Source organism: Arcobacter sp. (assembly GCF_050300555.1).
In the GTDB taxonomy this organism is placed as follows: domain Bacteria; phylum Campylobacterota; class Campylobacteria; order Campylobacterales; family Arcobacteraceae; genus Arcobacter.
Map to the genome: position 1 here is coordinate 1 of NZ_JBNKXY010000025.1, position 11,789 is coordinate 11,789.

9 protein-coding genes are annotated in these 11,789 nt (G+C 28.9%); 8 read left to right on the forward strand and 1 reads right to left on the reverse strand.

The window, feature by feature from the left end; genetic code table 11:
* Positions 1 to 66 precede the first annotated feature (66 nt).
* Entirely contained in the window at positions 67 to 801 is a 735-nt protein-coding gene (locus ACQY5W_RS12750) for a response regulator transcription factor (protein ID WP_428025354.1), read from the reverse strand.
* Positions 802 to 976: 175 nt separating this feature from the next.
* On the opposite strand from ACQY5W_RS12750, the gene ACQY5W_RS12755 reads away from it, so the two are divergent.
* From ACQY5W_RS12755 to ACQY5W_RS12790, 8 genes are all read left to right on the forward strand, one after another.
* On the forward strand, positions 977 to 2,170 hold the full coding sequence (locus ACQY5W_RS12755) for a response regulator (protein WP_428025355.1): 1,194 nt from the start codon (positions 977 to 979) through the stop codon (positions 2,168 to 2,170).
* A 25-nt stretch (positions 2,171 to 2,195) separates the two neighbouring features.
* A complete protein-coding gene (locus tag ACQY5W_RS12760; RefSeq protein ID WP_428025356.1) occupies positions 2,196 to 4,688 on the forward strand; it encodes a transporter substrate-binding domain-containing protein in 2,493 nt (830 codons plus the stop codon).
* 142 nt (positions 4,689 to 4,830) lie between these two features.
* Positions 4,831 to 6,552: a glutamate synthase-related protein gene (locus ACQY5W_RS12765; RefSeq protein WP_428025357.1), complete on the forward strand. Its 1,722-nt coding sequence runs from the start codon at positions 4,831 to 4,833 to the stop codon at positions 6,550 to 6,552.
* Positions 6,553 to 6,764: 212 nt separating this feature from the next.
* A complete protein-coding gene (gene gabT, locus ACQY5W_RS12770; RefSeq protein WP_428025358.1) occupies positions 6,765 to 8,045 on the forward strand; it encodes a 4-aminobutyrate--2-oxoglutarate transaminase in 1,281 nt (426 codons plus the stop codon).
* A 148-nt stretch (positions 8,046 to 8,193) separates the two neighbouring features.
* Positions 8,194 to 9,216: a TRAP transporter substrate-binding protein gene (locus ACQY5W_RS12775; protein ID WP_428025359.1), complete on the forward strand. Its 1,023-nt coding sequence runs from the start codon at positions 8,194 to 8,196 to the stop codon at positions 9,214 to 9,216.
* A complete protein-coding gene (locus tag ACQY5W_RS12780) occupies positions 9,217 to 9,783 on the forward strand; it encodes a TRAP transporter small permease subunit (RefSeq protein WP_428025360.1) in 567 nt (188 codons plus the stop codon). It abuts the gene before it with no gap.
* On the forward strand, positions 9,773 to 11,095 hold the full coding sequence (locus ACQY5W_RS12785; RefSeq protein ID WP_428025361.1) for a TRAP transporter large permease: 1,323 nt from the start codon (positions 9,773 to 9,775) through the stop codon (positions 11,093 to 11,095). The genes ACQY5W_RS12780 and ACQY5W_RS12785 overlap by 11 nt, the downstream gene beginning before the upstream one ends.
* A gap of 12 nt (positions 11,096 to 11,107) precedes the next feature.
* A complete protein-coding gene (locus ACQY5W_RS12790) occupies positions 11,108 to 11,548 on the forward strand; it encodes a universal stress protein (protein WP_428025362.1) in 441 nt (146 codons plus the stop codon).
* Positions 11,549 to 11,789 lie beyond the last annotated feature (241 nt).

The window sequence follows — 11,789 nt, forward strand, 5'->3', positions numbered from 1 at the left end:
GTATTGTAATTATTAAAATTAGAGATAAAGAAGGGGGAGGTGTAAATGCTTCCCCTTTTTTATTGGTTATTTGAATTCTGCTTTATATCCCATTCCATAAATATTTTTAATATGCAAATTTGGTACTTTTCTTCGTAAACGGGATATGATATTTTTAAGATTTCTTATATCTGCATTTATATCAAATTCTTCAAACCAGATAATATTGATTAATTCTTCAGCAGTACATATTCTTCCATTGTTACTAAGTAGCATATTAAGAAGAATAATCTCTTTTTTAGTTAGTATTATTTCTGTATCATTTTGGAGTAGCTTTTTATTAATTTTATCCCAAATTAAAGACTCATCAATTCTTACAATATTGGTATTATCATTTAATTTCATATGATAAATTTTATCACTTAATTTAAACATATCATCTAAAAAATTAGTGTAATTTATTGGTTTAGTAAAGAATTGGTATATTCCTAAATTAACCAATGGCAAAAGATAGTTGAACTCATTTCTTGCAGATAAAATTACAACTATTTGATCTTGTTTTATTTTATATATGGCATCAACTAATTCGACTCCATCATAGTTTGGCATTTTGATATCTGAAATAATTAAGTCATAATATTTATTTGATTGAGTATAATATTCTTTATATTTATTAAGGGCATCCAATCCATCAACGGCGGCTGTAACTTTTGGAAAAATATCTTGGAGTAATTCAAAAAACTCCTTTCTAAAATCAATGTCATCTTCAACAAAAAGAACATTTAAATTTTTAGTATATTTTTTTAATAAGCCGTAGTCCATTGGTATCCTTTTAAAAAATTATATTAGCATTTTGTTTCTTATAGTTATGTATAAAAAATGTATGAAAATAGTCTTGATATATGCTTAATAAGATGATAGTATTTAACAAAATACATTATGTTACTATTTGAATACTATTTAGTGCTAAACTATTCAAAAATTTAAAAGAGATTCTATGATTGAAAAACAAGTTCTTAAAAATATAACTGTTCTTTATGCAGAAGATGAATCTGTAATACAAGAAGGTATAACTGAAACTCTAAATCTTTTTGGGATAAATGTTATTTGTGTTCAAAATGGACAAGAGGGTTTTACATCTTTTAAAGCTTCACGTGAAAAAATTGACCTTATTTTAACAGATATAAAGATGCCAAAGCTAGATGGAATTGGTATGATAGAAAAAATTAGAGAAATAGATAAAGATATTCCAATCATCATTACCACAGCACATCAAGAAACAACTTTTCTTATGCAATCTATTGAGTTAAATATTAGTGCTTATGTATTAAAACCCATTGATATTTATAAATTAGAAGATAATTTAATAAAAGCAATAGAATCAAAAGTATTAAAAGAAGAGTTAATAGAAAAAAATAAAAAATTAGAAATTGAAATCCAAAAAAATGAAGAAAAACAAAGAATTATAGAAACTCAATCAAGATTTGCTGCTATGGGTGAAATGATAAGTATGATTGCCCATCAGTGGAGACAACCTCTTGCTTCAATTGGAACAGCATCTTTTAATTTAAAATATAAATTATTAACTGAAAAGTTTAATTTAGATTCAAAGGAAGGAAGAGAAGAACAAGCAAGTTTTTTCAGTAAAAAACTTGATGAAATAGAATTTTATGTTCAAAATCTTACTACTACAATAGATGATTTTAAAAACTTTTTTAAGACAGATAAAATTGTATCTAATACAATCATTGAAAGGCCAATCAATAATACATTGAAGATTTTAGAAAAAGATTTAAAAGCTAATAATATTGAACTTACATTAGATTTTAAAAGTCAAAACCAAATTAATATTTATGAAAATGAGATTACGCATGTGTTTATAAATATATTAAAAAATGCACAAGATAAGTTTTTGGAAAAAGATATCGAAAATGCAAAAATTGAAATCAAAACCCAAGATTTTGAAGATGGTGTAAAAATAGAGATATATGATAATGGCGGAGGAATTAAAGAGGAAGATTTAGATGTAATATTTGAACCATATTTTTCAACAAAAAAAGAAAAAAATGGTACAGGTATAGGTCTTTATATGTCTAAAATTATTGTAGAAAAGAATCACCAAGGTAAATTATTCGCTAAAAATACAAAAGATGGTATTAGTTTTTTCATTATATTACATAGTATGATATAATCATAAAAAGCTATTTTGGAGTTATTTGTTGAAGTTTCTTGTTTTTGTTTTATTCTTTTTTAGTAGCCTCTGGGCTACCTCACCTACTTTAACTCAAGAAGAAAAAGAGTGGATAGAAAAAAATAACATTAGGGTAGGTATTACTGACTTGTACCCTTTAAGTTATTTAAACAAAGATTATCAAAGAGATGGTTTTGCAAATGATATCTTAGACCTTATAATCAAAAAATTTCAAATCAAAACAAAAACAGTAGATATCAATCAAGGTAACATGGAATTTGCCTTTGAAAATGGTGAAATAGATTTATTACCTGTAATAAATAATTCAAAAATCAATAGTGATTTTGCAGTTTTTTCTTCCGAAATATTGAAAATCAAAAATATCTTATTTGTAAAAAAAGAAGAAAATAAGATTAATTCTTATAGTGACTTAAATTACAAAAGAGTTGCTGTCATAAATGAAACAGGAACATTTAATATAAAAAATAAATATCCCAAAATAAGAATAGTGGAAACAAAAGGAATAAAAGAGTCAGTACAAAAATTACTTGAAGGAAGTGTTGATGCTTTAATAGCTTCACCAATTATTGTACAAAAGCATTTAGAAGATAATTTAATTATTGATTTAAAAGCCATGCCAGCAATTAGTTTTGAGCCTTCATTGTTTTATTTTTTTGTTAATAAAGATAAAACAATATTACAATCAATTATAGAAAAAGGCTTGGACTCTATTTCTATAAAAGAGGAAAAAGAGCTTTTTGATAAATGGTTTTTAAAAGATATTGCAGATTTACCTTTAATACTTACAAAAGAAGAAGTAGATTATTTAGATAAAAAACGAAGTATTAATTTATGTGTAGATCCCGATTGGATGCCCTTTGAAAAAATAGAAAATCATAAACATGTGGGTATTGTTGCAGATTATTTTAAAGACTTTGAAAAGAAAATTGGAACTCAATTAAATCTTGTGGAAACAAAAGATTGGACTGAATCTTTAGAGTATATGAAAAGTAGAAAATGTGATGTTCTTTCTTTTGTAATGAATATACAATCAAGACGTGGTTATATGAACTTTACTAAACCATATGTTAATGAATCTTTAGTTTTAGTTACTAAAAGAAATGTTAGTTTTATTAGTGATTTAAAAAGTTTAGAAAATAAAAAAATTGGTATTCAAAAAAACTTTGCATACAATGAAATAATTAGACGAACATATCCTAATTTAGAAGTCGTAGATGTAAATCATTTACGTGATGGTTTGAAAAGAGTTGAAAGAGGAGAGATTTTTGGACAAGTAACCACTCATCTTAACGTGGCATATGCCTTTCAAGAAGAGTTTTATGGAAGTTTACAAATATCAGGTAAATTTGATGAAAAGTGGCATCTATCTGTTGGAATAAGAAATGATGACCCTATCCTTTTAAATATCTTTGAGAAAGTAGTAGCATCTATAACCGATGAAACAAAACAAAGAATTATAAATAAATGGGTAACTATTAAATATGAAAAAAGTATTGATTATAAATTATTTTGGAGTATAGTTGCATTTTTCCTTTTTATCTTTTCTTTGATTTTATATACATATATAATGCAACGAAGATATATTAGAAAACTAACAAAAGTAAAAGAAGAGATTGAGACACTAAATAGTACTTTGGAAAGGAAAGTTCAGCTGAGAACTTTAGAATTAGAACTTTCAAATAAACAATTAAAGATAAAAACACAAGAGTTAGAGCATTTAAATAATACACTAGATACAAGAATTAAAGAAGAGATAAATAATAGGAAAAAACAAGAACAGATGTTGATTCATCAATCAAAGCTTGCGGAAATGGGAGAAATGATAAGTATGATTGCTCACCAATGGAGACAACCTTTGAGTGCCTTAAGTACAGTTATCCAAAATATTCATTTAAGATATTCCCTTGGAAAACTTGATAAGGAGTATTTGGATAAACAAAGGCTTTTAAGTAATGCACTTACTGAAAAGATGTCGCAGACTATTAATGATTTTAAAAACTTTTTTAAACCTAATAAAGAAAAACAATTTTTTTCAATAGAAAAAGCACTCCAGCAAACAATTTTTCTTATTGATGATAGTTTTAAAAGTAATAATATTAAAATAAAAAATATGATTTCAGATGATGCTATTATATATGGCTTTGAGAGTGAACTTTCTCAAGTTTTATTAAATATGTGTACAAACTCAAAAGATGCTTTTTTAGAAGCAGAAGTTAAAAATCCAGTTATTACGATACAAACTAAAAAGGCTCAAACTCATATCCGAATAATAATTTCAGATAATGCAGGTGGAATTAATGAGTCCATCATTAATAAAATATTTGAGCCATACTTTACAACTAAAGATAGTTATAATGGTACAGGGCTTGGATTATATATGAGTAAAATGATTATTGAACAAAATATGCAAGGTCATCTAACAGTTCAAAATATTCCAAATGGAGTTAAATTTTCTATTTATATCCCTATTGATTTAAATAACAATCAAGCAAAATAAATTTTTTTTATACTCTATTCCTCCATATAATAAAACATAAAATTTAATAAGAATGATACCTTTTAGATACAGTCTTCGGTAATAATTATTCAAGCAAAACAGACAAGTTAAATATTTTGCTAATGAAATACAGGACGTTCATATGGAAACATGGTTAATAATATTGATAGTTTTTTGTGTAGGTATCTTTTTATGGTATGTACATGACAAATATGTACAAAGAAAACATCAAATATTAGTAAATTATCCAATAATTGGAAGATTGAGATTTGTTTTTCAGGAGTTTAGAGAACCCTTTAGACAATACTTTGGTGATGAAAAGTTTTACGAATCAATGGATAAATTAGATTGGGTATATAATGCTGCAAGAGACAAGATTAATTATGCGTCTTTTTCTCCTTCTCAACCCTTGCCAAAACCAAAACTGATGCTAAAACACACAAATATAGTACTAAATGATGATGAAGTTGAAAATGATTTTTCAATTATTTTTGGAGAGAAAAGAGAAAAGCCTTTTTTCTCATCTTCTATAATAGGTAGAGGACCTATGAGTGATGGTTCTATTTCTCCTGAAGGAACAAGGGCTTTTGTTTTTGGAGCAAAAGATGGAAACTTTGCTATCAATTCTGGAGAAGGGGGATTAACATCAAATTTCTTTGTTACTCATAATATGTATGATGATAAATATATGAAAGAAGTTAAAGGAACAGCTTTCCAAGAAAATGTATTTAAATTGGCAAAGTTTTTCTTTAACGTTCCAGTTGCAATTGATTTTTATAGAAAATTGCTATTTAGAAATGATTTAGAAGCAGATACTTATGTTTTTAATAAGATGAAAAACTGTTTTTATCGTCCTAATTGGGATGCACCTTTAGAAGATTTTCCTAAAGATGTTCCTGAAGATATGGCTGACATTATTTTACAAATAAGCTCAGGACTATATGGTGTTCGAACAAAAGAAGGAAAATTTGATTTAGAACGATATAAAAAACAGATGAGTTTTTGTCGTATGACTGAAATCAAAATTGCTCAAGGTGCAAAACAAACAGGAGGAAAACTAATTGCAGAAAAAGTAACTCCTTCAATTGCATATTATAGAAATATTGAAGCAAATAAAGATGCCTTTTCTCCAAATAGATTTCCATATGCAAATTCAATTGAAGAGTTATTTGATTTTATTGGTGAACTTCAAGAAGCTTCAGGTAAACCTGTTGGTATAAAGATTGTTATTTCTGATTATGATAATATTGTTCCTATTGCAAAAGAGATAAAAAGAAGAGTTGATTTAAACTTGCCTTTCCCTGATTATATCTCCCTTGATGGGGGAAGCGGAGGAAGTGCCACTGCTCCTTTAGAGATGATGGAAAGAATAGGTATGGATATAAGAGATGCCATATATTTAGTAGATAAAGTACTTAAAGATTATGGGGTTAGAGAACACGTAAAGATTTCTGCAAGTGGTAAAATTCTTACTCCTGATGATGTGGTTATTACTTTATGTATTGGAGCTGATTTTGTTCAAATTGCACGAGGGTTTATGATGAGTGCAGGTTGTATTCGTGCAAGATATTGCTCTGGTGCGGGAGATCATCAATGTCCTGTAGGACTTGCAACACAAGATATTAAAAAAAGAAAACACTATTTTGTAAAAAAACATGCTGATTATGTAAAAAATTATCACAACAATATCTTAAAAAGTATGAAAAGCTTACTTGCTGTTATGGGTTTAAAAAATGTAAATGAATTAGATAAAGAGAAGTTAATCTTCCTTGATAAAGATTCAATTATTTATGATGATATAGAAAGTGTATTTGAAAGAAGAGTTTTTAATAAAAAAAGTCCTTCTTCAAATTACATTCAATAGCTACTTAAATATAAAATAAATATAGCATATAAACTATATTTATTTTATATACTCTTGCTTTTTACAATACAATTAACTCATTTCCCTCTCACTTTTAATTTTCATAATATATATACAAAACATATAAAAATTGATAATAATGATACCTTTTGAATACACTCTTCTGTAATAATTAAATCAAGCAATTTAATTTATTATAGAAGGTAAGAAGAATGAACAATAAAGACCTACAAGAAAGAAAAGCAAAAGTATTTGCAAGAGGTCAAGGAAATACATATCCTGTATTTGTTAAAGAAGCAAAAAATGCAGAAATTTGGGATGTTGAAGGTAAAAGATACATTGACTTTGGAACAGGGATTGCTGTATGTAATACTGGGCATAGTCACCCAAAAATTGTTGATGCAGTAAAAGCACAAATTGAAAAGTTTAGCCATACTTGTGTAATGGTTAACCCTTATGAAGTTGCTGTTGAACTAGCTGAAAAATTAACTAAATTAGCTCCAGGTAATAGTGAGAAAAAAGCTATATTTGTTACAACTGGTGCTGAAGCTGTTGAAAACTGTGTGAAAATTGCAAGAGCATATACAAAAAGAAGAGCTGTAATTGCATTTAATGGAGGTTTTCATGGAAGAACTAATTTAACAATGGCTCTAACAGGTAAAACTGCTCCTTATAAAATTGGGTTTGGACCATTTCCTGGTGAGATTTATCACGTTCCTTTTCCTGCTGAAGCATATAGTGCTACTGTTGAGGATTCAATAAGAGGTATTAAAAATGTATTTAAATCAGATGTACCAGCAGAAGATGTAGCTGCAATTATTGTTGAACCAGTTCAAGGTGAGGGTGGATTTTATGAAACACCAGTTGAACTATTACAAGCTTTAAGAAAAATATGTGATGAAAATGGAATTGTATTAATTTTTGATGAAATTCAATCAGGATTTGGTAGAACTGGAAAAATGTTTAATAGTGAGTATTCAGGTGTTGAACCAGATTTAATGACTATGGCAAAAGGTATTGCTGGTGGTTATCCATTATCAGCAGTTGTTGGAAAAGCTGAAATCATGGATGCTCCAATCCCTGGTGGATTAGGTGGAACTTATGGTGGTTCACCAGTAGGTTGTGCAGCTGGTTTAGCAGTACTTAAAGTTATGGAAGAAGAAGATTTATTAAATAGATCAGTAGCTATTGGAGAATTATTCAATAAAAGATTAACTGACTTACAAAAAGAGTTCCCAAAATTAATTTCTCATGTGAGAAATAAAGGTTCTATGATTGCGATGGAATTAATGGTTGATGGTGATTCAAATGTTCCTAATACAGAATTAACTAAAGCAATTATCGGAAAAGCAGTAGAGTATGGATTGGTTTTATTATCTTGTGGTTATAACGCAAATGTTATTAGATTTTTACCACCATTAACAATCAGTGATGAAACTGCTAATGAAGGTCTAGATAAATTTACTGAATTATTTAGAAGTTTAATAGGATAAATATAACTTAAATCACAAAATGAGGGAGGTGTGTTTTTAAAAAAAATAGGTATATTCGATTAATCTTTGTATAAAAGCACACTCATAGTGATAAGTTTTATCAAAGACTAATTAGCAAAAAAAGTAATAACAATAAGAAAGGAAAATAATGTTTAGTTTAAATAAAATTAAAAAAAGCGTAATGTCAGCATCTATTGTTGCATTATTAGGTGTTATGGGATTAGTTGATACTGCGTCTGCTGCAGATCATAATTGGAGATTCGGAAATCTTTATGGAAGAGGAACTGCATTTGGTGAACTTTACCAAGGTTTAGCAACTGATATTGAAAAAAGAACAAATGGTAAAATTAAAGTTCAAGTACTTTTTTCAGGTGAAGGTGTTGGAACTTCTGGTTTATTAGGTGCAGCTAAGTCTGGTCTTATTACTATGGCAGCTCCATTTCAATCAATGCACGCTGGTGAGTTACCTGCAGGTGTAGTTGAAATTGGTTTACCAGGTGGTACTGATGATGCAGTAGAATTACACAAATTATTCCATGAAGGTGGATTTGGTGATGTTCTTAAAAAAGCTTACGGTTCTCAAGGTTTAGTATGGTTAGAGCCATATATTCAACCAGCTGTTTATATTATTACTAAAAAACCAATTAAATCTGTTGCTGATTTCCAAGGACTTAAAATTAGAGCTCCTGGTGCATATGGTAAATTCTTAAGAAACTTAGGTGCATCTCCTGTATCTTTAGCTTGGAGTGAAATTTATACAAGTTTAGCAACTGGTGTTATTGATGGTTCTATTGGTTCTAACATGATTGACCACAGAGATGGTAACCACGTTGAAGTTGCAAAATATATGTACAGATTACCATTAGCTGGTGCTCAAGTATTACCAATTGTTGTTAATAGATCTGCTTGGAATAAATTATCTGATGATTTAAAGAAAGCTGTTTATGAAGCTACTGTTGATCACGCTAAAGCTCAATTAGAAAACTCTAAAAAATGGGAAAAAGAAGCTGTAGATCAAATGGTTGCAAAAGGTTTACAATGGTCTCCAGAGCCTTCTGAAGCTGATAAAGCTGCTTGGAAAAAAGCTGGTGCTGGACTATGGGATGAATATGCTTCTAAAGATAAATATAGTAAAGAACTAATTGATATTCTTAGAAAACAAGCAAAATAATTGAATTCTAAACAGGAACTAATCATGTTTAAAAATAGTTTGAAATTATTTTGTTCAATAATTGACAAAATTGTTATGTGGTTAGGCAAGGGGGCATCATTTTTGATGCCTGTGCTTGCTTTTATTGTTGTATATGAGGTAGTAGCTCGATATGTATTTGATGCTCCAACGATTTGGGCCTATGATTCATCTTTATTTCTATTTGGTTATATTGCAGCTCTTGGTGGGGCTTATGCTCAACAAAAAAGAGCACATATTAATGTTGATATTCTTTATCTAACGGTTTCTCCAAAAGTTAAAAATATTTTTAATCTTATTTCTTTCTCTTTGGGAATATATTTTCTAGTGATTATTTTTTATGTAAGTATTGGTAAATATAACGAAGCTATAGAATTTGATTATAGACGTCAAAGTGAATGGGCACCAGTAATGTGGCATTTTTGGGTTATGTTATGTATTGCAAGTAGTATATTTACCATACAATTAGTTAGAGATATGGTTACAGAGCTTTATCATTTGATTACTGGTGAAGAGTTGTTTGAGAAGGAGCCTGAAGATGGGTGTTGAGTTATTAACTGTTGTTTTACTATTTTGTATTTTGATTTTTTTCGCATTAGGTGCTCCTGTTGGATTAGCCTTAGGTGGAATTGCCATGATGATTGGCTATTTTACGTGGGGAGATGGAATATTTAATGTTATTCCAACGACAGTAGAAGCAACATACTTTAGTTTTATATTACTTGCTATTCCATTGTATATATATATGGGACAGCTTTTGACACACTCTGGTATTGGTGATGCTATGTTTAGTGCAAGCCAGATGGTTATTGGAAAAATTAGAGGATCACTAGCTATTAGTGTTGTTTTCATTTGTTCTATGATTGGTGCAATGGTTGGAATTATTGGTGCTGGTATTATGAGTTCAGGAAGTATTGCTTTAAGACCAATGTTAGATGCTGGTTATGATCGTCGAATGGCACTTGGAACAATTATGGCAGGTGGTGCACTTGGTATTTTGATTCCACCAAGTATTCCTATGATTATGTTTGCAGCTTCTACTCAAAACTCTGTTGGAAGAATGTTTTTAGGTGCAATGATGCCAGCTTTAGTAACAATTATTTTACTTATTGCATACATTGTAATTAGTACAAGATTGAAGCCAGAAAAAGCTCCATTACTTAGTGAAAATTTAGATTTACCAGTACTTACTGCAAAAGAAAAAATTAGAATTGCTAGGGATGGTTTTTTTGCAATTGGTTTAATTTTTGTTGTTCTAGGAAGTATTATCTCTGGAATTGCAACTCCAACTGAATCAGGTGCATTAGGTGTTGCTGGCGCAATTTTATTGGCAATATTCTTTAAAAGATTTAAACTTGATATGTTTAGAGCAGTGGGTATGCAAACGGCTATTTTAGTAAGTGTTGCAATGTGGATTATTTTAGGTGCATCAGTATTTAGTAACTTCCATTTACTTATGGGTATTCAAGGTATGATTGCTGACTTTACTCATGGATTGGATTTACCTCCTATTATGATTATTATAATGTTCCAAGTTATAATGCTACTTTTAGGGTTTATTATTGATGAGTTTATTATTGTATTAATGTGTGCACCTTTATTTACACCAATTGCAGTTTCATTAGGTTATGACCCAATTTGGTTTGGAGTATTGATGATTATTAATATTTTAATTGCAGTACAAACTCCTCCTTATGGATTCGCATTATTTTATTTAAAAGGTATTGCACCATCAGATGTTGGTATGGGAGAAATTTATAAATCAGTTACTCCATTTATTATGGTGAATTTATTAGTTCTTATTATTTGTATGATTTTCCCAGAACTTGTTCTATGGTTACCTGATAAAGTTATGGGTTAAAGGAGAATAACAATGTTTAAAAATATTTTAGTGCCGATTCATTTATCATATACAAAGAATCATAAAAAATTATTCAAAGGTGCTTTTGAAGTACTTAATGAAGATGGAAAAATTACTTTGCTATTTGTTAATCAAAATAGAACACATGGTTCAGTTTATCCTATTTTGGATGATGAAAAACAAATAAATTATGATAATGATGCAATGGAACAATTAAAAGAGATTGCAAGAGTGCACTCTCTTCCAATGGATAAAGTATCTTTTAAAATAAAAGATGGAACAGTTCATAATGAAATTCTTGAAGAAGCTAAAAAAATAAAAGCAGATGCTATTGTAATGATGGCAACAAGACCTGGTCTTGGTAGTTATTTTATTAGTAGTACTGCTGAAAGAGTAATTCGTCATGCTCATTGTTCAGTATTTGTTATTAGACTTGACGATATCAAAATTTAATTTTTAAGATAAAGAGATAAATTTATTTATCTCTTTTTTTGAGATAATTATATCTTTTAAACCAACCCCAACACTTCTAAATTGACGTAGGCTTTTTTATTATTAATTTGGTAAAATTTGCCTTTTAATTTGGACAATACTTTAAGGAGGAAAAAATGAGTAAGACAATAGAAGTAACATCGCCATTTGATGGAAGAGTAGTAGGGAGTGTACCATTTAATAGTGTAGAAGAAGTAGAAGC

Coding starts and splice junctions, on each gene's coding strand:
- ACQY5W_RS12750 (WP_428025354.1), bottom strand. CDS start 801: ATGGACTACGGCTTATTAAAAAAATATACTAAAAATTTAAATGTTCTT.
- ACQY5W_RS12755 (WP_428025355.1), top strand. CDS start 977: ATGATTGAAAAACAAGTTCTTAAAAATATAACTGTTCTTTATGCAGAA.
- ACQY5W_RS12765 (WP_428025357.1), top strand. CDS start 4,831: ATGGAAACATGGTTAATAATATTGATAGTTTTTTGTGTAGGTATCTTT.
- gabT (WP_428025358.1), top strand. CDS start 6,765: ATGAACAATAAAGACCTACAAGAAAGAAAAGCAAAAGTATTTGCAAGA.
- ACQY5W_RS12775 (WP_428025359.1), top strand. CDS start 8,194: ATGTTTAGTTTAAATAAAATTAAAAAAAGCGTAATGTCAGCATCTATT.
- ACQY5W_RS12785 (WP_428025361.1), top strand. CDS start 9,773: ATGGGTGTTGAGTTATTAACTGTTGTTTTACTATTTTGTATTTTGATT.
- ACQY5W_RS12790 (WP_428025362.1), top strand. CDS start 11,108: ATGTTTAAAAATATTTTAGTGCCGATTCATTTATCATATACAAAGAAT.